General features: G+C 67.7%; 28 protein-coding genes and 1 pseudogene. 17 read left to right on the top strand and 12 right to left on the bottom strand.

The annotated features are described in order from the left end of the window. Nucleotides 1–11 precede the first annotated feature (11 nt). Nucleotides 12–551: pseudogene (locus ON04_RS05875) on the bottom strand (transposase); the annotation flags it as partial. Between ON04_RS05875 and ON04_RS15920 the strand changes: the two are divergent. Genes ON04_RS15920 through istB form a run of 4 tightly spaced genes read left to right on the top strand, consistent with a single transcriptional unit; the run spans nt 545 to nt 3,934 of the window. Then, the gene (locus ON04_RS15920) at nt 545–946 is read left to right on the top strand and encodes an esterase (RefSeq protein ID WP_010540662.1); all 402 of its coding nucleotides are present in this window, start codon (nt 545–547) and stop codon (nt 944–946) included. The pseudogene ON04_RS05875 and the gene ON04_RS15920 sit on opposite strands and share 7 nt — an antisense overlap. Further along, a complete protein-coding gene (locus tag ON04_RS05885; RefSeq protein WP_010540663.1) occupies nt 943–1,473 on the top strand; it encodes a DUF1697 domain-containing protein in 531 nt (176 codons plus the stop codon). Before ON04_RS15920 ends, ON04_RS05885 begins: the two co-directional genes overlap by 4 nt. A 14-nt stretch (nt 1,474–1,487) precedes the next feature. Continuing rightward, entirely contained in the window at nt 1,488–3,158 is a 1,671-nt protein-coding gene (gene istA / locus ON04_RS05890) for an IS21 family transposase (RefSeq protein ID WP_010540664.1), read from the top strand. A gap of 17 nt (nt 3,159–3,175) precedes the next feature. After that, on the top strand, nt 3,176–3,934 hold the full coding sequence (istB, locus tag ON04_RS05895; protein ID WP_202945577.1) for an IS21-like element helper ATPase IstB: 759 nt from the start codon (nt 3,176–3,178) through the stop codon (nt 3,932–3,934). Nucleotides 3,935–4,004: 70 nt separating this feature from the next. On the opposite strand, the gene ON04_RS05900 is transcribed toward istB, so the two are convergent. After that, the gene (locus ON04_RS05900) at nt 4,005–4,307 is read right to left on the bottom strand and encodes an AAA family ATPase (protein WP_010540666.1); all 303 of its coding nucleotides are present in this window, start codon (nt 4,305–4,307) and stop codon (nt 4,005–4,007) included. 363 nt (nt 4,308–4,670) lie between these two features. Between ON04_RS05900 and ON04_RS05905 the strand changes: the two genes are divergently transcribed. From ON04_RS05905 to ON04_RS05950, 10 genes are all read left to right on the top strand, one after another. Then, on the top strand, nt 4,671–5,249 hold the full coding sequence (locus tag ON04_RS05905; RefSeq protein WP_010540667.1) for a hypothetical protein: 579 nt from the start codon (nt 4,671–4,673) through the stop codon (nt 5,247–5,249). A 217-nt stretch (nt 5,250–5,466) separates the two neighbouring features. Then, entirely contained in the window at nt 5,467–5,811 is a 345-nt protein-coding gene (locus ON04_RS05910) for a hypothetical protein (RefSeq protein ID WP_141564652.1), read from the top strand. A gap of 184 nt (nt 5,812–5,995) precedes the next feature. Beyond that, complete coding sequence (locus ON04_RS05915) at nt 5,996–6,346, top strand: hypothetical protein (RefSeq protein WP_029457859.1); 351 nt, start codon at nt 5,996–5,998, stop codon at nt 6,344–6,346. 646 nt (nt 6,347–6,992) lie between these two features. Beyond that, a complete protein-coding gene (locus tag ON04_RS05920) occupies nt 6,993–8,276 on the top strand; it encodes an acyl-CoA dehydrogenase family protein (protein ID WP_010540670.1) in 1,284 nt (427 codons plus the stop codon). Next, nucleotides 8,273–9,625 (top strand): phosphotransferase, encoded by a 1,353-nt coding sequence (locus tag ON04_RS05925; protein ID WP_010540671.1) that lies wholly within the window; start codon nt 8,273–8,275, stop codon nt 9,623–9,625. The genes ON04_RS05920 and ON04_RS05925 overlap by 4 nt, the downstream gene beginning before the upstream one ends. Beyond that, nucleotides 9,625–10,356 (top strand): histidine phosphatase family protein, encoded by a 732-nt coding sequence (locus ON04_RS05930; RefSeq protein WP_010540672.1) that lies wholly within the window; start codon nt 9,625–9,627, stop codon nt 10,354–10,356. Before ON04_RS05925 ends, ON04_RS05930 begins: the two co-directional genes overlap by 1 nt. A gap of 82 nt (nt 10,357–10,438) precedes the next feature. Further along, the gene (locus ON04_RS05935; RefSeq protein ID WP_010540673.1) at nt 10,439–11,248 is read left to right on the top strand and encodes an alpha/beta fold hydrolase; all 810 of its coding nucleotides are present in this window, start codon (nt 10,439–10,441) and stop codon (nt 11,246–11,248) included. Nucleotides 11,249–11,262: 14 nt separating this feature from the next. Then, a complete protein-coding gene (locus ON04_RS05940; protein ID WP_010540674.1) occupies nt 11,263–13,479 on the top strand; it encodes an MMPL family transporter in 2,217 nt (738 codons plus the stop codon). Then, nucleotides 13,476–14,177 carry a lipocalin family protein gene (locus ON04_RS05945; protein ID WP_010540675.1) on the top strand — a complete coding sequence of 234 codons (702 nt, stop codon included), beginning with the start codon at nt 13,476–13,478 and terminating at the stop codon, nt 14,175–14,177. The genes ON04_RS05940 and ON04_RS05945 overlap by 4 nt, the downstream gene beginning before the upstream one ends. Before the next feature lie 28 nt (nt 14,178–14,205). Then, nucleotides 14,206–15,600 carry a TIGR01777 family oxidoreductase gene (locus ON04_RS05950; RefSeq protein ID WP_010540676.1) on the top strand — a complete coding sequence of 465 codons (1,395 nt, stop codon included), beginning with the start codon at nt 14,206–14,208 and terminating at the stop codon, nt 15,598–15,600. A 44-nt stretch (nt 15,601–15,644) separates the two neighbouring features. On the opposite strand, the gene ON04_RS05955 is transcribed toward ON04_RS05950, so the two are convergent. The 3 genes from ON04_RS05955 to ON04_RS05965 are packed head-to-tail and all read right to left on the bottom strand — an operon-like array spanning nt 15,645 to nt 18,114. After that, nucleotides 15,645–16,289 carry a TetR/AcrR family transcriptional regulator gene (locus ON04_RS05955; protein ID WP_010540677.1) on the bottom strand — a complete coding sequence of 215 codons (645 nt, stop codon included), beginning with the start codon at nt 16,287–16,289 and terminating at the stop codon, nt 15,645–15,647. Between the two features lie 54 nt (nt 16,290–16,343). Further along, the gene (locus ON04_RS05960) at nt 16,344–17,642 is read right to left on the bottom strand and encodes an SPFH domain-containing protein (protein ID WP_010540678.1); all 1,299 of its coding nucleotides are present in this window, start codon (nt 17,640–17,642) and stop codon (nt 16,344–16,346) included. Nucleotides 17,643–17,679: 37 nt separating this feature from the next. Further along, nucleotides 17,680–18,114: an NfeD family protein gene (locus ON04_RS05965; RefSeq protein ID WP_010540679.1), complete on the bottom strand. Its 435-nt coding sequence runs from the start codon at nt 18,112–18,114 to the stop codon at nt 17,680–17,682. A gap of 89 nt (nt 18,115–18,203) precedes the next feature. Between ON04_RS05965 and ON04_RS05970 the strand changes: the two genes are divergently transcribed. Further along, complete coding sequence (locus ON04_RS05970; protein WP_029457860.1) at nt 18,204–19,094, top strand: cation diffusion facilitator family transporter; 891 nt, start codon at nt 18,204–18,206, stop codon at nt 19,092–19,094. Here the strand turns inward: ON04_RS05970 and ON04_RS05975 are convergent. Together ON04_RS05975 and ON04_RS05980 are read right to left on the bottom strand one after the other, a co-directional pair. After that, on the bottom strand, nt 19,085–19,702 hold the full coding sequence (locus ON04_RS05975) for a class I SAM-dependent methyltransferase (protein WP_010540681.1): 618 nt from the start codon (nt 19,700–19,702) through the stop codon (nt 19,085–19,087). The two genes, ON04_RS05970 and ON04_RS05975, sit on opposite strands and share 10 nt — an antisense overlap. Then, nucleotides 19,699–20,664: a carbon-nitrogen hydrolase family protein gene (locus ON04_RS05980; protein ID WP_010540682.1), complete on the bottom strand. Its 966-nt coding sequence runs from the start codon at nt 20,662–20,664 to the stop codon at nt 19,699–19,701. Before ON04_RS05980 ends, ON04_RS05975 begins: the two co-directional genes overlap by 4 nt. Before the next feature lie 73 nt (nt 20,665–20,737). Here ON04_RS05980 and ON04_RS05985 point away from each other — a divergent pair, with 73 nt between their 5' ends. Together ON04_RS05985 and ON04_RS05990 are read left to right on the top strand one after the other, a co-directional pair. After that, nucleotides 20,738–21,166 carry a hypothetical protein gene (locus tag ON04_RS05985; protein ID WP_010540683.1) on the top strand — a complete coding sequence of 143 codons (429 nt, stop codon included), beginning with the start codon at nt 20,738–20,740 and terminating at the stop codon, nt 21,164–21,166. Between the two features lie 34 nt (nt 21,167–21,200). Beyond that, the gene (locus ON04_RS05990) at nt 21,201–21,506 is read left to right on the top strand and encodes a hypothetical protein (RefSeq protein ID WP_010540684.1); all 306 of its coding nucleotides are present in this window, start codon (nt 21,201–21,203) and stop codon (nt 21,504–21,506) included. On the opposite strand, the gene ON04_RS05995 is transcribed toward ON04_RS05990, so the two are convergent. From ON04_RS05995 to ON04_RS06015, 5 genes are all read right to left on the bottom strand, one after another. Then, the gene (locus tag ON04_RS05995; RefSeq protein ID WP_010540685.1) at nt 21,491–22,408 is read right to left on the bottom strand and encodes an alpha/beta fold hydrolase; all 918 of its coding nucleotides are present in this window, start codon (nt 22,406–22,408) and stop codon (nt 21,491–21,493) included. The genes ON04_RS05990 and ON04_RS05995 overlap by 16 nt on opposite strands. 80 nt (nt 22,409–22,488) lie before the next feature. After that, a complete protein-coding gene (locus ON04_RS06000; protein WP_010540686.1) occupies nt 22,489–23,457 on the bottom strand; it encodes a glycine betaine ABC transporter substrate-binding protein in 969 nt (322 codons plus the stop codon). Continuing rightward, complete coding sequence (locus ON04_RS06005; protein ID WP_010540687.1) at nt 23,454–24,212, bottom strand: ABC transporter permease; 759 nt, start codon at nt 24,210–24,212, stop codon at nt 23,454–23,456. The genes ON04_RS06000 and ON04_RS06005 overlap by 4 nt, the downstream gene beginning before the upstream one ends. Further along, the gene (locus ON04_RS06010; RefSeq protein WP_010540688.1) at nt 24,209–25,378 is read right to left on the bottom strand and encodes an ABC transporter ATP-binding protein; all 1,170 of its coding nucleotides are present in this window, start codon (nt 25,376–25,378) and stop codon (nt 24,209–24,211) included. Before ON04_RS06010 ends, ON04_RS06005 begins: the two co-directional genes overlap by 4 nt. Continuing rightward, nucleotides 25,375–26,019, bottom strand: a complete 645-nt coding sequence (locus ON04_RS06015) for an ABC transporter permease (protein WP_010540689.1) — start codon at nt 26,017–26,019, stop codon at nt 25,375–25,377. The genes ON04_RS06010 and ON04_RS06015 overlap by 4 nt, the downstream gene beginning before the upstream one ends. Nucleotides 26,020–26,026 lie beyond the last annotated feature (7 nt).

A 26,026-nucleotide genomic window follows, 5' to 3' on the forward strand; every position in this document is an offset into this window, starting at 1 on the left:
TTCTATGTTTGTCAAGTGCGCGCGTGGGCGGCTTCAGCGGTGTTGAGAGTTCGGTAGATCTGCCGGGCCAGGTACCGCTTAAGACACCGTCGGATCTCCTTGGTAGTCCGGCCCTCGGCGCGTCGCCGTTCGACGTATTCGCAGGTATCCGGATCGTGGGTCATTCGGGTCAAGACCGCCATGTGCAGGGCGCGGTTGAGCCGCCTGTCGCCGCCGCGATTGAGCCGGTGTCGCACCGTGTTGCCGGATGACGCGGGGATGGGGTTCACCCCTGCCAGAGAGGCGAACGCTGCCTCGGAGCGCACCCTGCCGTGATGTGACCAGACGGTCAGACAGATAGCGGCGGTCACTGGTCCGATGCCAGTCTTATCCAGAAGTGATGCGGCCTGGCTGGCCTTGACGAGCTCGGTCATTCGGGAGCTGTTGGCGACCAGCTGTTCGTCGAGCTCGACCACTCGTTTGGCCAGGCGGATCGCTTCGAGGCGGGCGGTGGCCTCACCGAGGTCCTCATCGCGTGCACGCCACCGGGAGACGGCGAGGAGCTGTGTCCCAGCCGGGCAGGTCGTGGTTCGACGTGATGGGGGCCGGGGTCGCCGGGTTCATGACGAGCCTGGCCAACGACGGGGCGATCCCGTGGTTCTCCCGGGATCAGCTCGACCAGCTCTACCCGGACAACGGGATCGGTGACGCCGACTTCGCGTGGATGCAGCAGCATCTGACCGCGCAGCCGATCGGCACCTACACGCAACCTGCGATCAACGAGCCACTGAGCGCAGCCGGCGTGCCCGTAGCGTACGTTCGCTGCCTCCGGACCAGTCCTCCAGTCGCCGAGGTGTCAGCGGAGAAGCTCGGATGGAGCTACCGCACGCTCGACGCCGGCCACTGGCCGATGATCACCCACCCGGCGGAGACAGCGTGCGTCACCATGGAGCTGGCCACATCATGATCACCGTCGCCTTGTTCCGCAACGTCAACCTCGGCCACCCAGGCAGTCCCACTGGTGATGAACTCGTCGAGGCGTTCGGCGGCCCGGCGGTCGCCCGCAGCTTCCAAAGCAACGGCACGGTCGTTTTCCAGGCCATGGATCCGGAGAATGCCTCGGCCGCGGCGATCATCAGATTGCGGGCCACCGGGTATCAGCCAACTGTTGTCATCCGGGCGCTGGAGCAAATTCGGCGCGCGGTAGAGGATGTGCCTCCGGTAGATCCCGGGGAAGGTGTCTATCGCTCGATGATCTCGTTCTTTGACGTGCGCCAGTTCCCGACTGTCCGCTTACCGTTCCGGAGCCCAGATGGCCTCGTAGAGATCCGCGCCATGGGGCCCGACTGCGCCCACAGCGTCTGCTGGAAGCCGCGCCAGACCGCAGGCAACGTCACCGGGTGCCTCGAGCAACTGCTGTCCGTGCCGGTCACGACGCGGACCGTAGCGACGATGCAGCGGCTTCTCGCGACAATTTCGGCCAGCACCCACTGAAGCCGCCATCGCGGATGCCGGCAGTGAATCGAGTCGAGTTGTATGCGGCGATTCGGCGCGACGCCCGCGCGGGGATTTCGAATCGTGCGCTGCAACGCCAGCACGGCGTCGGCTACCGGACCGTGGTCGCCGCACTGGAGTCGGCCTGGCCGAAGGAGCGGAAGCCACCCCCGAAGCGCGGGTCACGTCTGGACCAGTACCGAGGCGTCATCGATGACTGGCTACGGGCGGACCTGGACGCGCCTCGCAAGCAGCGGCACACCGCGAAGCGGATCTTCGACCGGCTCCAGGATGAGCACCACACCACCGACGTGTCCTACTGGATGGTGCGCGAGTATGTCGCCACGAGACGCCGCGAGATCCGGATCGAAGCGGGCCGGGAACCCGCGAACACGTACATTCCGCAGGAGCACCTGCCAGGCCGCGAAGCCGAGGTCGACTTCGGCGAGGTCGCGATCCGGCTGCGCGGCGAACTGGTCACCTGCACGTTGTTCAGCCTGCGACTCTCATACTCCGGCAAGGCCGCCCACAGGATCAGTGCGTCCGCCGGGCAGGAAGCCTTCTTCGAGGGCCACACGCACGCGTTCCGAGCCCTCGGGGGCGTCCCGACCGGGAAGATCCGCTACGACAACCTCAAGGCCGCCGTCGCGAGCGTGATCGGGTTCTCCCGCCAGCGGGTCGAGGCCGACCGGTGGACCGCGTTCCGCTCCCACTACGGCATCGAGGCCTTCTACTGCCAGCCCGGCATCCAAGGCGCTCACGAGAAGGGCGGCGTCGAGGGGCAGATCGGCTGGTTCCGACGCAACCACCTCGTCCCCATCCCAGAAGTCGACTCCGTCGCCGAGCTCAACGCCATGGTCGACGTCTGGGACGAAGCCGACGACAGCCGGCGGATCGGATCCCGCGCCCGCACGGTCGGGGAACACTTCGCCACCGAGCAGCCTCTGCTCGCGCCACTGCCCAACGAGTCGTTCGAGACCGGCCGCTGGTTCACCCCACGCGTCGACAGGTACGCCCAGATCACCGTTCGGATGAACAAATACTCCGTCCCCGCCCGCATGGTCGGCCGTCAAGCCCGAGTGCTGCTCAACGCCAGCGACCTGGTCGTGTTCGACGGCAAGACCGAAATCGCCCGCCACGAGCGCCTCATGACCAAGGGCTCGACCCGGGTCGACCTGGACCACTACCTCGAGGTCCTCCTCCGCAAACCCGGCGCGCTACCCGGCGCGACAGCGCTGGAACAGGCCAGGGCATCGGGGAGGTTCACTCCCGTTCACGACGCCTGGTGGGCCGCGGCCTGCAAGGCCCACGGTGACGTCGACGGCACCCGGGCGCTGATCGAGGTCCTGATGCTGCACCGGCACCTTCCCCACGAAGACGTCGTCGCCGGGCTCGCGACAGCGCTGCGCGCAGGCGCGCTCACCGCGGACGCTGTCGCACTTGAAGCGCGCAAGCACAACGAGACGGAAGATGGCGGAGCCGACGACAAGACAGGTCACCGCCCGACCCACTTGGGCGGCGACAGGGCACGCGGTGAAGGCGAGACCCCTGCCGTGCGATCGCTGACCGAGCGCCGGCTTCGCGCCCACATCCCGACTGACACTCGGCCGCTGCCGAGCGTGGACAAGTACGACCAGCTGCTGGCCAGCCGCCGTGACCCGCCGAACGAAGGAGCCGCACCGTGACCACCAAGCGCCGAGGGATGACCGAGGAAGCAGCCGACGCCGCGATCGACCAGGCGTGCCGGATGCTGAGGATGCCCACCATCCGCAGCTCCTTCACCGACTACGCCGACCGGGCCGGGCACGAGCAAATGTCCTACCGCGGATACCTCGCCGAACTACTGCTCGCCGAGTGTGACGACCGTGCACGACGCCGGTCCGAGCGTCGGATCAAGGCCGCCAAGTTCCCCCGGGAGAAGTCCCTGCGGGCCTTCGACTTCGACGCCAACCCCAACATCGACCCCGCCGTGATCCACACCCTCGCCAAGTGCGAATGGGTCCAGAAGGGGCAACCGCTGTGTCTGATCGGCGACTCCGGCACCGGCAAATCTCACTTGCTCATCGCGCTCGGCACAGAGGCCGCCATGGCCGGCTACCGGGTCAAGTACACCCTGGCCACCCATCTCGCCAACGAGCTCGTCGAGGCCGCCGACGAGATGACACTCGCCAAGACCATCGCCCGCTACGGACGCGTCGACCTGCTCTGCATCGACGAACTCGGATACATGCAACTCGACCGGCGCGGGGCCGAGCTGTTGTTCCAGGTCCTCACCGAGCGCGAGGAGAAGGCCTCTGTCGCGATCGCGTCCAACGAGTCCTTCGGCGGCTGGACCAAGACCTTTACCGACCCCAGGCTGTGCGCTGCCATCGTCGACCGACTCACCTTCGGCGGCACCATCCTCGAGACCGGCACCGACTCCTACCGCCTGGCCCAAGCCGCAAAACAGCGCACGACCTGACCGCCGCCATGTGCGAGAAGCGGTGTCGACCGAGACCACCATCGCCGGCCCAGATCACGTCTCCTCGGTGTCAGAACTCGCTTACAAGTGGTGTCGAACGAAACCTCCGAAGCCACTCGGGCGGGAGCAGTGGTACTTCGGTACTCAGCGATGCAAAGTAGTTCGTGACCGCCGTGGCGTTGAACCAATACGGGTTGAGCTCATCCTGGGCCCACCGACCGTTGATCCGCCCCGTCAGTGCCAGCGAGACCGCCTCCAGTAGCGAGGACTTCCCCGACTCGTTGTCGCCAACGACGATATTGGTGCCGGCGTTAGGCTCCAATTCGAAATCCTCAAAAAGTCGGTATCCCCTGACAATGATTCGAGTGATCATCCTCGTATTATCTCACCAGCACTACACTTTTTCCCTCGGTCGATTGGGTTAAACGAGGATCGGTCGCGAGCGCAGAAATGACAACTTGACGATCCGTTTGCATAACGTCGGACTACCGGGTGTCGCCCCCCCTGTGGGCGTCGCCGTCGTTGTTTCGGAGCCATCCGGTTATAAGCGCGGCATGGGAACCGGGGGCCACGGGCTGGGCGCTCCACGCCCGTGGTCGCCATCGTGGAATCGACTATGTCGTTGCTGTGCAGCCGTACCGTGAGTGATGTGAGTGGGGATTACGCGCAGCGGTCTGGTTCTCGGCGGCGACGGCGGTTTCTCGCGGTCGATACCGCGTGGTGGTCGAGTCGGCGGGTGGCGATCGCGTTGTCGGTTGTTGTTGTGCTGGTGTTTCTTCCAGCGGTGATGCTTATTGCTGACCATCCCTTCCTCCTGCGACGGAACATCGAGCAGGGCGACGTGTTCATATACTCCATTTTCGCGGTGCCGGTGTTGGGTGTGTTGGGTCTGTTCTGGTTGGCGCTTGTGGTGATGGCTCTGGCCCGCCGGGCACGCTGGACATTGTGGATCGCCGCCCCTGTCGTTGCTGTCCTGGCCTGCGTCTCGGTACTCGTGTTCCTCCCTGTCCCCGGGTTCACCGAATCGCGGGATGAGATGGACGCGCTCGTGGCGCAAATCCGTGCTGATCCACCAGAGCGCGGTTTCCAGTCCTACGACCCACCGCGGCAGGTTGGTGCACTCGAGATCAGTTCAGTAGACGCTCGCACCCCGGGCGAGGTGAGAGTGTCCGACGCCGACACGTCCTTCTTCCAAGGCTCCGGATGGATCTACCGCGACGGCAACGGTGCCCCGGCCACACCTGGTGAAGATCGCGAGTCCGACACGCTCGAGCACATCGACGACTCGTGGTGGAAGTACTCCTACAGATGGTGAATCCGGGGGCGCCTGCAGATCTCACCGCCGCACGGGTCCGCGCCTGCCCCGTGCTTCGGCCAGCGCGGTCACCACTGCGGTCGACACGCAGAGTTCATCGAATGGCCCCGCATCCGCAGCGGTATCGACCTGCCTTTGAACGACCGGGCTATGCGCCTGAATTCCGAGCAGAGCGGTTCCAGCGCGCTGGTGGCGGCCAATGTTCTAGCGTCTGGACATGAAGGATCAGACAGTTCGAAGCGTGTTGGTTGCGGCAGGATGGGCGGTGCTGTCAGCACCCGCTGCGGCCGGCCTGACGGCGCTGGTGTGGCAGTTCCCCATCGCTATCGCGGGCACCGGCGGCCGCAGCGTGGGTGCTGCGTACGCGGCAACGTTGACCATGATCATGTTCATGACCTTGTTCTCGGTCTTCGGAGGCGTCCTCGCAATCGGCGTGGTTGGCGCCGGTGTGGGATTTCTCGCTAGAACCCGTCCCGCGCTGGTTGCGGCGCTGGCCGGAATTGCTGTGGGCGTGCTGGCAGCGCTGATCGTCGCCGTCGCCGACGTCTACCTCACGGGGTGATGCGCACCCGCTGCTCGTCAAACTGTCTGGCGGGCCACGTCACGAGGGCAGGAGCGCAGGGGCACAGATCGGAGCTTGTCATAAGACCAGGTTACCGGCTGGAATTGCGCCGGCCTGGGGGTCGTCTTCATGTTGCGGTCTGGGGGCGGCTGTCATCAGCGTGGCGGTGGCTAACCTGGCCGTCATGATCTGGGTATGGATACTCGCCGTGCTAATAGTCGTGCTGGTCGGGGCTGCCGTCCTGCCTCGGCGGGCCTCGCAGCCTCGCGAGGGCTTCCCGTGGTTCTGGTTGTCCTTCCCGACGGCGATGTTCTTGGTGGCCGGGTCGCTTCACGTGTGGCTCCCTACTTTCGGCGAGCCCGGTGGCTGGTGGAGGTACATGCCGCTGACGAACAGACAGGCTGTGATCGGTATCGCGGGCCCGGAGTTTTACTGGCTGATGCAGGCGCGTTCGGTGGGGGCATGGATTCTCCCGGTACTTTCACTGGCCGCGGTGGGGCTCTCGGTATGGGGGTGGAAGCGCGGCCGAGTGTGAATCGACGGCCTTGACGTACCGGGGGACCGGACCGGGCCTCTACGATCCGCTGATTACGCGCTTGTCCTCGGAAGGCACGCGTGACGCCAGGCGACCGAGGAAGGGTCGAGTTCGCAGAATCTACAACCCGGCGTCGTCGGCTTGTCAGATCATTATCTATCGGTACGCCGAACATGCAGTTAGTAAGGCCTCCGTGGCGCTCGCCGGCACGGCATCGCGGATACGGAGATTCGAGCCGTGGTGGAGCGCCCGTTTGTTTGGCTGCGGCGGTGGCACGCGAAGTGCTCGAAGCTACCGGAGGATTGCTCGACTTGTCCGGCAACGTTAGCCGCCGTCAGCAAACACAACGGGAGGGAACATGACCACCGCCAGGGATCGTGAAGCGCACTACGCGGGGAAACCCGCCCTCTCGCTGTTCGGCTCACCGATGCCGACCGGCACCGCGTGGCGGAGTACGCCGAGCGGACCGGGCAGCCTATGAGCGCGGTCAGTCGAGCGGCCATCGACGAGTATTTCGGCAACCATCCAGTGGCGTGAACCCAGCGATCCGCAGGTCCCCGTGAACCATCCGGGCTAACTGCGTCAATCATCAACAATGTCCTGGACAGCGGTCGGACTGCCCGCCCAGGTGTGCCACGATGCAGGTATGGACTTCTCCCCATCGCCCCGCGCTGCTGAGCTCACTGCGGCCGTCCGCGAGTTCATCGACACGCAGATCGTTCCGATCGAACCGGACATCCACGCCGACATCACCCGGCGCCGCCTGGCCGGCGAGGACGCCTGGGCCGTGGACCCACGGATCACCGAGCTGCAGCAGCGCGCCCGTGAGCAGGGACTCTGGAACCTCTTCCTCCCCGCCGGCCACGAGGGCCCGTACGCGGAGCGCTACGGCACCCGCGGTGGCGCCGGCCTCAACAACACCGACTACGCGCCGGTCGCGGAGGAGATGGGGCGCTCGTTCCTGGCGCCGCTGATCTTCAACTGCAACGCGCCGGATACGGGGAACATGGAGGTGCTGCTCAAGTACGGCTCGGACGAGCAGAAGGACCAGTGGCTGGATCCGCTGCTCGATGGGCGGATCCGCAGCGCCTTCCTCATGACCGAGCCCGACGTGGCTTCCTCCGACGCCTCCAACATGGCCGCCAGTGCCCGGATCGAGGGCAACGAGGTGGTCCTGGACGGCCGCAAGTGGTGGTCCTCGGGTGTGGGCCACCCGGACTGCGAGGTCGGCATCTTCATGGGGATCTCCGACCCGGATGCGCACCGCTACCTACGGCACTCGATGGTGTTGGTGCCCATGGATGCCCCCGGCGTGACGGTGGAACGGATGCTCTCCGCGCAGGGCATGTACGACGAGCCGCTCGGCCACGGTCAGGTGCGGCTCGACGGCGTGCGTCTGCCGGTGAGCAGCATCATCTCCGGGCCCGGCCGCGCCGCGGAGATCGCGCAGGGTCGCCTGGGGCCGGGGCGCGTCCACCACTGCATGCGCCTCATCGGGCTCGCGGAGATGGCGCTTGACTTGGCCTGCCGTCGGGCGTCGGAGCGCGTGGCGTTTGGCAAGCCCATCGTCAACCTCGGTGGGAACCGTGAGCGTCTGGCGGAGGCCCGCATCGCCATCGACCAGGCCCGGCTGCTGGTGCAGCACGCCGCGTGGAAGTTGGACACCGAGGGGCAGGCGGCGGTCGAGGTCAGTGCGATCAAGGCTGCCGTGCCCAAGATGGTGCAGCAGGTCATCGACATGGCCATGCAGCTCCACGGTGGCGGCGGGATGAGCGACGACTTCCCGCTCGCGGGCGCCTACGCCACCGCGCGTGCGCTGCGATTGGCCGACGGCCCGGACGAGGTCCACCTCGGCGTCGTCGCCCGCGCCATGCTCGCCCCATACCGCGACGCGGCCGCCGCGCGCACCACCACGGAGCCCACCCGATGACCACGCCCCACAACTCCTCCGGACTCGACGACGGTCCCGGACACCGCGAGCCCGCCCTGCGCCGCCGGGTCCCGGGCACCGCCGAGGTGCGTGCCGAGGACGCGATCGATGTGGAAGCCGTGGCCGCGTGGTTGCGGTCGGTGACCCCACACGACGCCACCGTGCTCGCCGGGGTGGATCTGGGCGACGACGACAACCCGGTCATCCCCGAGGTCCGGCAATACACCGGGGGCGCGTCCAACCTCACCTATCTGCTGCGCTACCCGGGCGCGGACCTGGTTCTGCGTCGTCCGCCGGCGGGGACCAAGGCCCGCGGTGCGCACGACATGGGCCGCGAGTACCGTATCCAGTCCGCGCTCCGACCCGTGTATCCGCTGGTGCCGCGCATGGTCGGATTCTGCAGTGACCAGTCCGTGATCGGTTCCGAGTTCTACGTGATGGAGCGGATGCAGGGCACGATCCTGCGCAAGGACCTGCCCCGCGAGCTCCGCATGGACCGCGTCACCACGCGCCGCCTGTGCGAAGCGGCTGTCGACGCCCTGGTGGACCTGCACTCGGTTGACGTGGAGGCCGCAGGCCTAGAGGATCTCGACCGCGGTGACGGCTACGTGCGCCGCCAGGTCGAGGGATGGTCGGCCCGCTACCGACGCGCCCGCACGCCCGACGTGCCCGACTTCACCCCGGTCATGAAGTGGCTGTCCGCCAACCAGCCACAGGACGTGAAGCGTTGCCTGATCCACAACGATTTCCGGTTCGACAATCTCGTCTTGGACCCCAACGACGTGACCTCCGTCGTCGGAGTCCTGGACTGGGAGATGGCCACGATCGGTGACCCGCTCATGGACCTGGGCGGCGCCATGGCCTACTGGGTGCAAGAGGACGACGGCCCCGTGTTTAAGTCGTTCCGCCGCCAGCCCACGCATGCTCCGGGGATGCTCACCCGCCAGCAGTTCGTGGAGCGCTACACCCGCCGCATGGGCCTCGAGGTGAGCGAGGAACAGTGGCGGTTCTACGAGGTGTTCGGTCTTTTCCGGCTAGCCGTGATCGTTCAGCAGATCAACCATCGCTACTACCACGGTCAGACCACCAACCCGGCGTTCCGCGTGTTCCGGCCCGCGGTGGCGTTCCTGGAGCAGCGGTGCCTGCGCATCATCCGTACCGGCTCCGGACGGCTCACACCCACGCAGGTCGGTCCGCGCGACGTGATTCCGGAATTGCTGGCGGTGCCCCGCGTCGCGATCCCGCTCATCACCGGAGGCGTCCACGACATCCGTGGCACGGTCGGCGGGTGGCTGGGCGCAATCCCCGGATTCGGCGGGAAGACCTCCGGCAGGGGCGGGTCGCGCTGATGGGTGTGATCCACCTGGTCCGTCATGGTCAGGCGTCGTTCGGCACCGGCGACTACGACAGGCTCTCCGAGACCGGCCACCTCCAGGCCCGCCTCGCGGGTGAGGACATGGCGGCGCGCGGACTGCGGCCGGATCTGATCGTCCACGGAGGACTGCGGCGACAGCGCGAGACCGCGGAGGGCCTGGTGGAGGGCTTGGTCGCGGGATGGGGCGACGGGGCCGGCCCGTCGCTGCAGGACTGCCCGGTCGAGGTGGACGCGCGCTGGGCCGAATACGACGCCGACTCCGTCCTCGACGCCGCGCGCGTGGCCGGGCTGACGGCCGACCACGGCACCCTCGACTCGGCCAGTTCCTCCGACGACGCCAAGCTGGCGTTCCAGCGCCAGCTCGACCTGGCACTCGGCCATTGGGCCGGGCTCGAGGTGTTTGCCGACTACCGGACGGCCACCGAGGCCGCGGTCACTGACGCCGCCGCCCGGTCCGGGACGGGCCGGACGACGGTCGTGGTCTCCTCCGCTGGCACTATCTCGTTGGCCGTTGCCGGCCTGTTGGCCGACCCCGACGGCGTGGTGGGCCTGTGGACCAGGCTGCAGCGCGTCACCGTCAACACCGGCACCGCCCGGGTGGTGGTCGGTCGCGGTGGGATGACCTGCATCGCGGTTAACGAGCATCAGCACCTCGAGCGGGCCGCCGGCCCGGACGATCCCCGTCGACTGATCACGCTGAGGTGAGGTCGGGGGCGGCCTGACAGTCGTATCGTGAAGCTGGTGGCCGACCACCGGTAGCCGTCAGAGCCCTCGACAAGGAGACCCGATGCCCACTTTCCAGCGCGGCCACACCACGATCGCCTACACCGACACCGGCGCCCCCGAGGGCCGCGAAGACGCTCCCGTGGTGTTCTTCGCCCACGGACTGCTGTTCTCGGGCTGGATGTTCCAGCATCAGATAGCGCACCTGAAGGACCGCTACCGCTGCGTCACCATCGACTTCCGCGGCCAGGGCCAGTCGCCCCGGGCGATGGGCGGATACGACATGGACACTCTCACCGTGGACGTGGCTGAACTGCTGCGGCACCTACAGATACCCGTGGTGAACTTCGTGGGGCTGTCCATGGGCGGATTCGTGGGAATACGGCTGGCGGCCCGGAACCCGGAGACGGTTCACACCCTGACCCTGATGGACACCGCCGCCACAGCGGAGGATCCCGCCAACCGGCCCAAGTACAAGCTGCTGTCCAAGGTCTACCGGGTCGCCGGGATCCGGCCGTTGCGTTCGCGGGTCGCGCCCATCATGTTGGCCCCCGGCAACGAGGAGGCGCCCTGGGTGCAGGAGTGGATATCCAGGACCGAGCGCATCGACCGCGCCGGGCTGGTCAAGGCCATCGAGTCGGTGGCCGACCGTGACCCGTGCGAGGACGAGGCCATCAGAGTGATCGCTCCGACGCTGGTCATGGTGGGTGCGGAGGACGCCGCCACACCGCCGGCCAAGTCGCTGCAACTGACGGAGCTGATCACCGACTCCCGGTTCCACGAGATCCCCGGGGCGGGGCATTCGCCCAGCATGGAGCGCCCGGAGGAGGTCAACTCCATCCTCGTGGCGTTCCTCTCCGAATACAACGCGTGAAGACTGGGAATTCGATGGCCCGGGAGAGCACGACCAGGTCTGAGCCCGGCGAGAAATTCGGGCGCGGCGGTGGCTGGGTCGGTTTTCTGACGGGCAAGGCGTCAGCATGGGTGCTGTTGCTCGCGATGCTGGTGATCAGTGGAGCGGTGTTCGTGTTCGCCTCCTCCGAAGGATCCTCCGAGGCGCCCTCGACCCTCCCGAACGACTCCGAGGCCGCCCTCGTCTCCCGAATCCAGGCGGAGTTCCCCGACTCCGGATCGATTCCCGCGGTGCTGGTGGTGACCCGCGAGGACGGCGGTGAACTCGGGCCCGGGGGTATCGCCGCGGCCGTCGGCGCCGGTGAGCGGATGTCCGAGGTCGTGGGTGCTCCCGCGCAGGGGCCGATCCCCTCCGAGGACGGCGCCGCAGCCCTGATGCTTGTGCCTGTCGATTCCGAGCTGATCTCGGGCGAGGAGGGCCGTGAACTAGTCCAGACCATGCGCACCGCTGTGGCCGAGGGCGTCGACGAGGGCGTAAACGCCCAGCTCACCGGTGGCCCCGCGTTCGCCGCGGACACCGCCGCGGCCTTCGAGGGTGCCGACTTCCGATTGCTCGCGGCTACCGCATTGGTCGTGGCGGTACTTCTCATCATCACGTATCGCTCGCCGGTGCTGTGGCTGGTCCCGCTGATCATCATCGGCGTGGCGGACCGGGTGTCCGCGCTGCTCATCTCCGCGGTGGGCGAGGCCCTCGACGTGACGGTCGACGCCTCTACCTCCGGCATCGTCTCCGTCCTCGTCTTTGGCGCCGGCACCAACTACGCCCTCCTGCTGGTGTCCCGCTATCGAGAGGAACTGCGCAGGACAGAGGACCGGCGCACCGCCCTGAGAGATGCCTACCGCGGTGCCGTGCCCGCGATCCTCGCCAGCAACATCACGGTGGTCCTCGCGCTGCTCACACTGCTGCTGGCCAGCCTGCCGAACTACCGCTCGCTGGGCATGTCCGCCGCTGTGGGCCTGATCGTCGCCCTGATCTACGGGGTCATCGCCCTGCCCGCCGCCCTCGCTGTGTGTGGCCGCGGCCTGTTCTGGCCGTTCATCCCGCGCCCGGGTAAGAGCCACGGCAAGCACGAAACCGACTCCCACGGCACCGAGCCAGAGGCACAGGATTTCGACGAAGAGGTCCCGCCCGGAATCTGGGGCCGGATCGCCTCTCGCGTCGTCCAGCGGCCCGTCACCGTGATCGTCTGCTGTGTCCTCCTGCTGGTGATCCTCGCACTGGGTCTGCTCGGCACGCGCATCGGACTGAGCCAGACGGAGCAATTCCGCAGCCCCTCCGAGGCCGCCGCCGGATTGGAGACCGCCGCCGAGCACTACCCGGCCGGCGTCACCGATCCCGTCACGATTCTCGCCCGGACCGGAACCGAAACGCAGATCCTCGAGTCCGTCCGAGACGTACAGGGCGTGGTCTCCGCACGGCGGGCCGGCGACTCCGGAACCGGCTGGAGCCGCGTCACCGTGGTTCTGGACGCCGCCCCTGCGACCCCGGCGTCCGAGGCCAGCGTCACCGACCTGCGCGAGGCTGTGGACTCCGTGCCCGGCTCCGACGCGTTGGTCGGTGGCTCCGTCGCCGCGGCCGTCGACACCTCCCAGGGCAACCTGCGCGACCTCGCCGTGATCGCCCCGCTGATCCTGCTGGTGGTGTTGGTGGTGTTGATCCTGGTGCTGCGCTCACTCATCGCGCCGCTTCTGGTGATGACCGCGACCGTCCTGTCCTCGCTCGCTGCGCTGGGCCTGGGTACGTTCGTCACCACCCAGGTCCTCGGCTTCCCTGGACTGGACGTGGCGGTGCCGCTGTACAGCTTCCTGTTCCTGGTCTCGCTCGGGGTGGACTATTCGATTTTCCTCACCATCCGGGCCAGGGAAGAAGCCGCCACCCACGCCACCCGCGAGGCGATGGTCCGCGCGGTGGCGTTGACCGGCGGCGTGATCACGTCCGCGGGCGTGGTCCTGGCCTCGGTGTTCGTCGTGCTGGGTGTCCTCCCACTCATCGTGCTGACCCAGGTCGGCGTGATCGTGGCCCTCGGAGTCCTGCTCGACACATTCGTCGTCCGCACCCTCGTCGTCCCGGCACTGTTCACGCTCGTCGGCGACAACGTGTGGTGGCCGGGGAACCCCCGCCGACACGTGATCGGGCGCGGTGGTGCCGCCACGTCCGGAAGAAATTCAGTCACAAAGGAGATCCACACATGAGCACCTCACCCCGTACGCGACTTCGGTTCGCAGTCGCCGTCTCGGTTATCGCACCGCTGCTGGCGGCCGGCCTCGGTGCTGTCGCCGCCCCCGCTGCCGGGGCTCAGGACATCACCGACGGTGGTCGTCTGGGCGGAGGCTCCTCGCAGCTTCTGCCGGACGGGATCGCAGTCGGCTCCGTCGGCGGCCCCGAACTCGAACAGGTCGATTCGGTGGACCTCAAGCGCTACCAGGGGAGTTGGTTACAGGTGGCCGCGATCCCGCAGCCGTACACACTCCAGTGCACCAACGACACCCGCGCCGACTACGCGATCACCGCGCCCGGCACCGTGTCCGTCCGTAACACCTGCGGCACCGCGATCAGCTCGGACTCCGTGATCGACGGAGAGGCCAAAGTCATCGACACCGACACCAACGCCTCGCTCCGGGTGACCTTCCCGCTGGTGCCGTTCCAGAAAGAGGACGGTCCCGCCAATTATCGGATCACCTACCTGAACGACGACTACACGCTGGCGATCGTGGGCGATCCCTCCAGGTCCTCGGGCTTCGTACTGAGCCGTGAGCCCGCGCTCGATGCCGACCAGTGGTCGACCGTGCGCGACGTGATCGAGGACCGTGGATGGTGGTCGTGTGCCTTTGTGACCGTACCGATGGCCGGCGGACGCGGCGACGCGACCCCACTGTGCCTCTTACCGTGATCCGTCGGCGAAACCAGGGGAGTACCAGATGAGCATTGATGTCAGTTGCACGATTCCGGTCGACCACTCGGAGGCATGGCGCTACTTCGCCTCGCCGGGCGCTCTGGTGCGGCTCTCGCCTCCGTTCATGCCGCTGCGGCCCGCCGTCGAGGCCACCTCGCTGCGCGACGGGGTGGCGGTTCTCGAGCCGAGATCCGCGCTGCCGGGCCCGCTCGGGATGAGACTCGGTCCGCGCTGGTATGCGCAGCATGACCCGGCCGGGTACGTCGAGGGCGAGGCTTTTGTTGACCGCTGCGACTCGCAGCCCTACGCCGCCGCCACTGGTTGGGTCCACCACCACTCGGTTACCCCGGGGCCTATCACCGGCGCCCAGGACGCTCCCACGACGATCCTCGGCGACAGGGTCGACGCCCGAGTCCCGGGGCGGCTGCTCTCCCCGGTATTCGCCTACCGCTATCGGCAGATGGCCGCCGACCTGACCACGATCGCCAGGTTTTCCACCTCAAAGCCGCTGACCGTGGCGGTCACCGGCGCCAGCGGCCTGGTCGGTGGCGCACTCACGGCTTTGCTCGGAGTGGCCGGCCATCGCGTCATCCGTCTGGTGCGCGGCGACGCCCACGGACCCGGTGAACGTCAGTGGGATACCGCCGCCCCCGCGTCCGATCTGCTCGACAACGTCGACGTGCTGGTCCACCTCGCGGGCGCACCCATCGCCGGACGCTTCACCGACAGTCATCTCGCCCGGGTGCGTGACAGCCGCATCGAACCGACCCGACGACTGGCCGAGCTGGTCGCCCGGCGCGACGGCAAGACCACTTTCGTGTGCGCCTCGGCCATCGGCTTCTACGGGTCTGATCGCGGGGACGAGCAGCTGACCGAGCACTCCGAGCCCGGGACCGGCCCCTTGGCGGACATCGTGCAGGACTGGGAGAGCGCCTGCGAACCAGCACGGAAGTCCGGAGCCCGGGTGGTCAACGTCCGCACCGGAGTCGTGTTGTCCGGGGCCGGAGGGATGCTGCCGCCGCTGGCCGCGATCATGCGCACAGGACTTGGTGGGCGACTGGGGACAGGTCGTCAGTGGCTGTCGTGGATCGCTCTCGACGACCTCACCGACCTCTACCTGCGGGCCATCGTGGACGCGTCAGTCGAGGGGATCGTCAACGCCACCGCACCCGAACCCGTCACCAACAGTGAATTCACGCGCGTCCTGGGATCGGTGCTTCACCGGCCGACAGTCCTCCCCGTCCCGGGTTGGGCTCCCGGACTGTTGCTCGGCCAGCGGGGGGCCGGGGAACTGGCGCTGGCGGACCAGCGCGTCCTCCCGCGGCTGCTCGAGACTCTGGAGCACCCGTTCCGCTACCCGAGCCTGCGCGTCGCGCTGGAGCACGATCTGGGAGCGGAGGAGCTCCCAGCGGCGCTGTAGACGGAAAGCGCGTGGGCGCGCCCTGCCCGGTGCGGCAGGGCGGGTCAGCGCTGCAGGATCATGGGGACGAGCACCCGTCGGGCCAACGCGCGGATCTCCTCCTCGGAGTCCACCAGGGGCGGCCCGTCAGGCATCACCACGAGAGAGTGCAGGAACCGGCCCACCACTCCGCCGACTTCCCGGGACAGAGTCTCAGCCTCCTCGGGATCCATCGGGCGGGTATGGACGTCCGCGGCCCAGGTACGACGGACGAAGTCGGCCATGATCTCGGTGATCCCGCCGAGGACCGTGTCCGACTGGCCCGCGAGCACGGCCATGGCTTCGACCTTGTCCACCTCGATGAGGCGACGGAGGAGTTCGCTCTGACGAATGTCGAAGACGGTGCCCACCAGTAGATTCTCGACGTGCCGCACCGGATCCCATTCGAGGGACTCGAATGGTGTGTAGCGGGAATTGACCGTCTTCATCAGGCGCTGCGCCTCGTGCGCGTAGATCGCACGGTGAATCTCGTCCTTGGGGCCGAGCCTTCGGTAGAGCGTCACGCGGGTGACGCCGGCGGCATGGGCGATGTCGTCCGTGCTGGTGCCCTTGATCCCGCGCTCGGCGAAAATCGAGGCCGCCACCTCGATGAGGCGGACGTCCTCGGCATCGGGCGAAGGGGCGCCACCGTTGCCACTGTTACGGATCACGCCGTCATGTTACGTCCAGTGGCACGGTGACGCCCGCGACTTCATTCGTATCGGTCAGCGGTGGTGCTGCCCGCCGCCTTCGATCGGGTACCCACCCTGCTCGAACCCTCCCGGGGACCCGCCCTGTGGGCCGTCGATCGCCGGGGTCTCCTGCTGCTGGGCCCCCGGAGGGGAAGCCGGGGAGTCGGGGGCGATACCGCCCTCTGACTCCGGAACCATGTCAAACACGCCGGGCTTCGGCTTGGGCTTGCTGCCGGGCTCGTCGTACGCGGTGGCCGTCCCGCGCGCGGCGGCTTCGGCTGCGGCCACCGACCGGGCGATCTCCGGGTCGGTGGAGGTGTCAAACCACTCGTCGGGCGCCGCCGGCAGGTCCGCATTCGCGTCGACCTCGGAAGGCTCGTAACGGAACACGCCGTCGTCGTCCTTCTTGGCGACAGCCTTGGCAAAGTTCTCGAGCGAGTCGCCGAACTGCGACGGGATCATCCACATCGTGGCTGCATCGCCCTTGGCCATTTCCGGCAGGTTCTGCACGTACTGGTAGGCGAGCATCTCCGGGGTGGGCTTGGAGGCCTTGACCGCGGCGTTGACGCGGGCGATCGCCGCGGCCTGGCCTTCTGCCACCAGGTAGCGCGCTGCACGCTCACCCTGGGCGCGGAGCATCCGCGACTGGCGATCGGCCTCGGCGTTGAGGATCGAGGCCTGCTTGTTGCCCTCGGCGTCGAGGATCGCGGCCTGCTTGGCACCCTGCGCGGTGGTGATGGCGGCCTCGCGCTGACCCTCGGCGGTGAGGATGGTGGCGCGCTTCTCGCGGTCGGCACGCATCTGCTTCTCCATTGAGTCCTGGATGGAGAGCGGCGGATCGATCGAGCGCAGCTCGACGCGGGCGACCCGCAGGCCCCAGCGTCCGGTCTCGGAGTCCAATACGCCGCGCAGCTGCTTGTTGATCATGTCGCGGCTGGTCAGCGTCTGCTCGAGTGTCAGACCGCCGACCACGTTGCGGAGCGTGGTGGTGGCGAGCTGCTCGACCGCGATGATGTAGTTGTTGATCTCGTACACGGCCGACTTGGGGTCGGTGACCTGGAAGTAGATCACCGTGTCGATGCTGAGCGTGAGGTTGTCCTCGGTGATCATCGACTGCGGCGGGAACGTGACGACCCGCTCGCGAAGGTCCACTTTGGCGCGGACGCGGTCGATGAACGGGATGATCAGGGCGAGCTGGCCGCTGACGGTGCGCTGGTAGCGACCGAGCCGCTCGATCACGGCGGCCTCCGCCTGGGGGATGAGCTTCACCGAGCTCACCACCACCGAGGCGATCAAAATGACGATGACGGCGAGAAAGATCAAGCCACCCATAATTTCCTCCGGATTCGTCGTACGTGTCAACTGTCAGTCAGAGGCCACGAACAACGATCGCCGTGGCTCCTTCGATCTCGTGCACGAGGACCTTCTCGCCGGAGGCGAACGTGTCGCCGTCGATGAGCGGCCGCGCCGTCCAGGTGTCCCCGGCGATCTCGACCAGGCCGCCTGTCGCGCCGATCATCTCGACCACCGTGCCGTCCCGACCGGTCAGCGCGGCGGTGTTGGTGTCGTGCTCTGGTAGCGACGCCAGCAGACGGCGCCGGACGAGCGGGCGGACGGCGACGAGCAAGATGACCGAGACGAGAGCGAACGCGAGTGCCTGGCCCCAGAGGGGGGCTCCCAGGAAAGCCGCACCCGACCCGCCGAGCGCGCCACCGGCGAGCATGAGCAGGAACAGCTCGCCGCCCACGGTTTCTGCCGCGGCGAGCAGTACCGCTGCTCCGAGCCAGCCAAGTCCTACATGCATACCCCGACACTACCGACAACTGGTCTCACGCAGGGGCGGCCACGATGACCGGTTGGGGACGGTCCGGCGGACGACTACGCTCTGTGATCGTGTCGACACTGAAGAAGTTCGCGTGGCTGGCCGTGGCCACGGCGATCGTCACCATTGCTCTCAAGGTCGGGGCCTGGTGGGTCACCGGATCCGTGGGGCTGTTGTCGGATGCGGCCGAATCGGTGGTCAACCTCGTGGCGGCGGTGATCGCGCTCGTCGCCATCACGGTCTCCGAGCGGCCGGCGGATGACGACCATCAGTACGGGCACTCCAAGGCCGAGTACTTCTCCGCCGGGGCTGAAGGCGCCATGATCTTCGTGGCCGCGGCGTTCATCCTCTACGTCAGTGGAGAGCGGCTGTTCAATCCGCAGCCGCTCGAGTCGCTCGGCGTGGGCCTGGTGATCTCGGTAGTGGCCGCGGTGCTCAACGGGGTGGTTGGGATGCTCCTGCTCCGCGCGGGCACCCGGCATCGTTCGCCGACGCTCAAGGCCGACGGGAAGCACCTGCTCACCGATGTGGTGACCTCCGCCGGTGTCGTGGTGGGCGTGGCGCTGGTCTGGCTCACGGACTGGGACGCCCTAGATCCGATCGTCGGCATCGCCGTGGCGATCAACATCCTGGTGATCGGCTACCGATTGGTCCACGAGTCGGGGATGGGGCTGATGGACGTCACCCTCCCCGACCAGGACAACCAGGTGATCGAAGAGGTGCTGGCCCGGCACCGTGAGCCCGGCCGCGTCGATTTCCACGAGCTACGCACCCGTGAGTCTGGCAAGTGGCGCTTCGTGGAGTTCCACGCCCTGGTGCCCGGCGACTGGAGCGTCGAGCGCGGACATGACCTGGTGGAGAAGGTCGAGCAGGAGATCCACGCGACCATGGAGTTCTGTCACATCACCACTCACCTGGAGCCGATCGAGGACGAGCGCGCCTACAACGACGTTCATCTCTGATCCGGCGCGAGCAGAGCGGTAATGCTGGCGCGCATCCCGCCCGAATGTGCGGTCTGACCGGTGACTGTGAAGCCCGCACGTCGTAGTTCGTCTGCCATGGCCTGGGTCGGCCACCGGTAGGCGAGGGTCACCGGGTGGTCGAACGACTCGAGTCGCGGGCCGGTGAAGAACGAGATGAGAAGGGAACCGCCGTCGGTGAGGACCCGCTGCAGTGCGGTGAGCGCCCCGGGCATCTCCTCCGGCGGCAGATGGATCAGCGAGTACCAGGCGAGGAGTCCCGACCAGCGCCGTCCGCTCAGTTCGTGGTCGGGGCAGGCGAGATCAGAGACGGAGGCGAGGAAAAACTCCACGTCCGGGTGCGCTCGTCGCGCGATCTCAACGAACTCGGCGGCGGGCTCGAGGCCGTCGACCCGATGCCCAAGCGCTGCCAGCTGCCCGGTCCAGCGCCCGGTGCCCGAGCCCACGTCGAGGATCCGCCCCGTCACACCAGCGGCCCACGGTTCGACGATCGCGCGATCGGGATCCGCGGGCGAGACCTCGGTCCCCAACATCTCGGCCAGACCGCGCGCCCGGGAACCGTAGGCGTTCGCCACCTCAGATATGGTCATGGGCTCACCGTAGCCCGCAGGCCGGCAGCCCGGCCGGTGCGCCGGTAGTAGCTTCGCCCGGCCACGTTCTGCTGGTGCCAGTACCCACGCAGCAGCAGTGGGAGCTCCGGGATCCAGAATCGCTCCTCGAGGGGTGTCACCGGTTCGCGTGCGCCCGGTTCGACATCCGCATAGACGATGCCCGGCCCCTCGGTGGTCCTACGCGAGGCGAGGACCGTGCCGTCCGCGTCGACGATCTGCGTGGAGCCCACGAAATCGGTGACATAGGGGACCGAGACGTCCGACCGCGGTGCCAGGAGAAAATCCGTCCGCAGCGACCCGCAGTGCGAGGCCTGCAGCACCGGTACCCCGAGCCTGCGCGCGAACTCCGCGGGCGCGTTCTCGGACAGGTACCGGTTGTACTGGGCGAGTGGCCCCAGCGCACGGTCGGTGAGTGCACCCCAGTTGTTCGGGACCGTCCACCAGTGCGTCCCGGTCATGGCTATCCCCACCCGGTCTCGGAGCCGCCGGACGGTCTGCGTCCTGATCAGCTCCCAGCAGCTCGCCACACCCACCCCGCCGAGGCCGGTGTCGAACGCCCCGTCGTCACGGCCGCCGGTGTAGAAGCAGTTCTCCCACATCGTCGGCAGGTCCTTGTCGTGCGTGTGGACGCGACCGTCGGGTTCGACGAGGTGGTAGCGGTTGTAGACCTCGTCGTCGTCGGCGATCAGCATGGACCCGCCGATGGTGGCACCGTGGCGCGCGGCGAGGCGCCGGAACAGGTCGACGGCCCGGTTGTCCCGTGGAAGCACCGCCTCGTGGACCTCGGCGCGCAGGGGTACCGGGGACGTGCAGAACTCGGGCACGGCGATCAGTCTCGCGCCCTGCTCTGCGGCCTCGGTGATCAGCGCTTCCAGGCGGCCCAGCGTCAGATCGACGCGGCCCGGAACCCCCTCGAGTTGGATGGCGGCAGCACGCACCATGTCAGGACCCCTCTGCAGGTTGCGGTAACGCACGTCACGTGACCTAGGGTCGGAGTCTACGAAAGGCACGCACATGCAACTCGGGTTCGACACCAAGCTCACCCTGCTCGCGGCCGGGCTGGTCTTCCTCCTCGCCCTGGGGCTGGGCGTGTGGAAGTACCGGCAGATGGCCACCAGCGAGAACCACTTCGCGCACCCGTACGTGGACATCGCCCACCGGGCTTCACTGCTCTACTCGTTCGCCATCCTGCTCATCGCCGCGTTCGTCGAGCTGAGCAGCTGGCCCTCGTGGGTGAACATCGCGGCCGCGGGCGTGGTCGTGTTCTTCTTCCTCGTGGCCATCGGCAGTTACATCGTGCACGGCGCACGACAGGACACCACCAACCAGTTCGAGCACCCCACCAACACCCTCCACCTGGGAATGTGGGCGCTCATCGTGGGTGAGATCGGCGGGTTCGTTGTGCTGCTGGCGGGCTTCGTGAACGGACAGTTCCTCGTCTGAATCCGGGTCGTCGAGCTGCCGCTAGGCTGGCCGTATGCCTCTGCGTCCCCGTTCCCGCGCCTTTTCGGCCCGGAAGCGCTCGTCCGGTGAGATGGACCTGGGCACCAGGGCGCTGGTCCTGGGAGTCGGTTCACTGGCGCTCTCGTGGATTCCAGTCATCAACATCGTCGCGTTCGTCGGGGCGTTGATGGCGGTGGCGTTCGGGCTGCTCGCCCGGTGGCCGACCGGGTGGTTGACCAATGGGGACCCCGACACCACGCGAGCGCTGTGGGGAGTAGTCCTGGGCGCGATCGCCATGGTGGTCTTTGTAGTGACCGCGGTGCGCTACTCCGCGATCTGACGCCGGCCCGTCTGCGCGTTGGACAGTACCCAACCGATCCCCGTGCGCATCCGCCGCGCGAACGTCCCGGGCTGCGTGGCACACACCGCGTGACCGGCGTGGATGGGGAACACGGCGCTGTGCGGTAACAGGTCGGCCATCTCGTCCTGGACCCACTGGGGGAACGCGATGTCGCGGGTGGTCTTGACGATCGCCACCGGCAGGTCCAGCTCGTGCAGCCACGAGGTGGAGTTGAAGCGGCCCACCTCGCTGATGACGGTGCGATGGGTGGCCATGGAGACCGACGACAGCTCCCGCAGCGCCCACGCGTGAGGACTCGGAATCTCCTCGCCGATTTCACGGGCGACCTCGTCGGGGATGGCGTTGAGCAGCGGGGTGGCCCTAGACAGGCTGCCCAGGGCGATCTTTTCCAGGGCGTTGCGCTCGGCGCCGGTGCCTGTGGCGGCCAGGACGAGACCCCCCAGTCGCGACGGGTCCGGTCGCGCGGCGAGCTGGGACACGATTCCGCCCATCGAGTAACCGCCCACGATCGGCGCTTCCAACTCGAGGTGGTCCGCCATCCGTATGACGTCCTCAGCCAGCGACTGGAAATCGAACCGGCCCCGGTGGCCCATCCCGTGATGCCGCTGGTCGTAGGTGATGAGCCGGTACTCGCCACGGAGACGCTGGAAGGTCTGGTACCAGTTCAACATTCCGGTGGCCACCATGCCGTGCAGCAGGATCACCGGCGGTAGGTGTTCCTCGCCCGTGTCGTAGAGGCGGGTGACCACGTCGTCGGCCAGCGTCACGACCCGACCCGGCGGGAGCAGTGACATGTCGGGAGCCATGCGTGGAAGACGGGCCGCGACCCGTGGCAGATGTGACGCTGCCAGAGGCAGGGCACCAATCGGATTCCTGGCCATACGTTCCTCCTTGACGACGTGTCACCTATTGTGCGCCACGCGGGCCCCTGAGCGCAGCAGACCGTGTCGTTCAGCGGTGGCTACCCCTCGGAGACGAGCCCCTGATCCACGAGGAAATCCCTCGCGACCTGCGCCGGGTCGTCCCCCTGGACGTCCACGCGCATATTCATCTCGACCATCACCTCGTTGGTCAGGATGTCCACTAGCGGTGCGAGAACCTCCTCGATCTCCGGATACGCGTCGAGGACGTCGCCGCGGACGACGGTGGCGAGGTTATAGACGGGGAAGAATCTCTTGTCGTCCTCGAGGACGACGAGGTCCAGACCCCTGACACGGCCGTCCGTAGTGTAAACCTCGCCGAACTTGCACTCCCGCCCGACCGAGGTGGCCTGGTAGATGATCCCCGGCTGCATGATGGGGGTGGGCACGCTCGCGGCGTCGAACCCGTAGGCCTCGGCGAGCCCGGGCCAGCCGTCGCGGCGCACCGAGAACTCCGTCTCCATGCAGCTCACCGCCGCCTGCGGGTCGGACCGGACCAGCTCGGCGTAGTCGGAGAACGTGCGCACTCCGGTCTCCTGGGCAGTGGTCTTGTTCATGGCGAACGAGTAGGTGTTGTCCACCGTCGTCGGTGCCAGCCACCGGATGTCGTGTTGGTCCAGGTCGGCGTCCCGCACGGCCTCCCACTGGCCCTGCGGATCGCGTATCGGCTCGGAATTACCCAGGTAGCTCATCCACGCGGTGCCCGTGTACTCCATGCCGATGTCGACCTGCCCGGTGACCAGCGCCTGACGGAAGCTGTTGGACCCGGCGAGCGACGACATGTCGGAGACCTGCATCCCTGCGGCTGCCAGGAGGAACTCCACCATGTAGCTGCCGATCACGCCCTCGGTGAAGTCCTTTCCGCCCACCGTGATCGGCACACCCTCGAGTGCCGGGGTGGTGCCGCCGGGTCCGGGCCCAACGGGGAGCGGGACCGAGCCACCGTTGTTGAGACCGCAGCCGGTCACCACGAGCATGAGCGCCAGCAGCGCGGAGAGTGCGCGTTTCATCGCAGCCCCTTCGGGTTGAACACGGCCTCGCCCACGCCGCCGAGCCAGTCCACGAACAGCGCCAGGCACACGGCCAGCACCGAGCCGACGATCAGCGTGGTGTAGTCCTGCAAGCGGTAGCCGGTGTCGATGAAGATCCCTAGCCCGCCCGCATCGACGAGGAAGCTCAGCGTCGCCGTGCCCACCGCCAACACCAGGGTGGTGCGCAGGCCGGCGAGGATGAACGGCACCGCCAGCGGTAGTTCGACGGTTCGGAGGACGCGAGTGGCGGTCATGCCCTGGCCGCGGGCTGCGTCGATGAGCGCGGGGTCGACGTTGCGGATGCCGACGATCGTGTTCCGTAACACCGGCAGCAGCGAGTAGAACGCCACCGGTAGGACGCCTATCCAGAAGCCGGTCCGGTTGGTGGCCAGGAACAGCAGCACCAGCAGGCCGATCGCGGGCGCCGCCTGGCCGATGTTCGCGATGCCGATCGCCACCGGCGCGAGCACGCGGGCCCGCCGGCGGGTCAGCAGGATGCCCAGTGGGACGCCGACGGCCACCACGATCGCGGTCACGGCCGCGGTGATCTGGATATGCTCGACCGTCCGCTGAGTGATGGAGGCGGCATTGAGTGAGGCCGCCTGCGTGGCGTTGAGTTCGCCGGAGAACGCCCACCACAACACGCCCACGGCCGCCACCAGGATGAGCAGCGGCTGCACCACGAGGCGCGCCGAGTCCGCCCTGGAGGCCGTCGCGGTGCCGGAGGCGCTCACGCCGGAGCCTCGTCGTCGGAATGGCGGTGGTGGATGCGTCGCAGTTCGTCCACCAGGTCGTCGATCCCAAGCGTGCCCCGGTAGGAACCGTCGCGGTTCACCACCACGGTGGTGGCGCTGGCCGTGGACAGCAGCCCGTCCAGGGCCTCCTGCAGCGTGGAGTCCACCGTCACGGTGCTGTTCATGGGCTGGTCTCCGGAGCCCAGTTCGGTCATCTGCGCCACCTGGTCACCGCGCACCCAACGCAGTGGATGCCCGGCGTCGTCCAGCACCACTGCCCATTCGTCGCTGGAGCCGCGCAGTCGGGAGGCGAACTCGGCCGGGTCGTCCGAGGCCCTCGCCGTCATCGTCGTCGCCTCTCCCAACTGCACATCCCCCACGCGCCGGAGGGTGAGGGTCTTGAGCGCGGCGTCGTCCCCGATGAACCCGGCGACGGTCTCATCTGCCGGACTCGTGAGAACCGCCTCGGGGGTGTCGAACTGCAGCACGGACGAGCCGGGGCCCAGGACCGCGATCCGATCGCCCAGGCGCACCGCCTCGTTGAAATCGTGGGTGACAAACACGATCGTCTTGTGCAGTTCGGACTGCAGTCGTAGCAACTCGTCCTGCAGGGATGCGCGCGTGATGGGGTCCACGGCGCCGAACGGCTCGTCCATCAGGAGCACCGGCGGGTCCGCGGCCAGCGCCCTCGCCACCCCGACGCGCTGCTGCTGCCCGCCCGAGAGTTGGGCGGGGTAGCGGTCGCGGTAGTCGGACGGGTCCAGGCCCACCAGGTCGAGCATCTGGTCGACGCGCTCACGGATGCCGTCCCGCTTCCACTTGAGGAGCCGCGGCACGGTGGCGACGTTCTGCGCGACCGTCATGTGTGGGAACAATCCTGAGGCTTGGATGGCGTAGCCGATGCTGCGGCGAAGGGTGTCGGCGTCGAGTCGGCGATTGTCCTCGCCGTCGATCGTGATGGTGCCGGAGGTGGGTTCGATGAGGCGGTTGATCATCCGCATCGTGGTGGTCTTGCCGCAGCCCGACGGCCCCACGAGCACTGTGGTCTGCCCCGCGGGCAGTTCCAGCGACACCCGATCGACGGCCGGACGCTCCTGGCCGGGGTAGATCTTGGTGACGTCGTCCAGGACGATCGGCACGCCCGAGAGTGAATCGTTGTTGGTCACTGGTTTCCCCTGATGGTCAGACGTCCGAGCAGGACGAGGAGCGCGTCCAGAACGAGCGCGAGGACGACGATGAGAACTGTCGCGGTGAGCGCCATCGGCAGCGCGGTGGGCGTCCCCACCCGGGACAGGGCGGCAAAGATCAGGTTTCCGAGCCCCGGGCCCTTGGCGTAGGCGGCGATCGCCAGGATGCCCATCGACATTTGTGTGGACACCCGGATCCCGGCGAGGATCGACGGCCACGCCAGCGGGATCTCCACCCGGCTGAGCACTCCGATCCGGCTCATCCCCACCCCACGGGCGGCGTCGACGGTCGTGGCGGGCACGGCGTCCAGCCCGACGATGGTGTTGCGCAGGATCGGCAGAACGGCGTAGATGACCAGCGCCGTCATGGTGGGCAGCACACCCAGCCCGAGCAGCGGGATGAGCAGGCCGAGCAGCGCGAACGAGGGCACCGTGAGGGCCGTGGCGGCCAGGCCTGTGGCCAGTGCGGAACCGGATCGGCTGCGGTACACCGCCACTCCGATCGCCAGCGACAGCAGCGTCGCCAGGAGCACCGCCTGCACGGTGGCGCTGACGTGCTGCCAGGAGTCGGTGGCCAGCTGGACCCGACGCGCGGAGATGAAGTCCATCAGCGAGGTCATTGCTTCA

This window comes from Dietzia alimentaria 72 (genome assembly GCF_000226215.1).
Taxonomy (GTDB): Bacteria; Actinomycetota; Actinomycetes; order Mycobacteriales; family Mycobacteriaceae; genus Dietzia; species Dietzia alimentaria.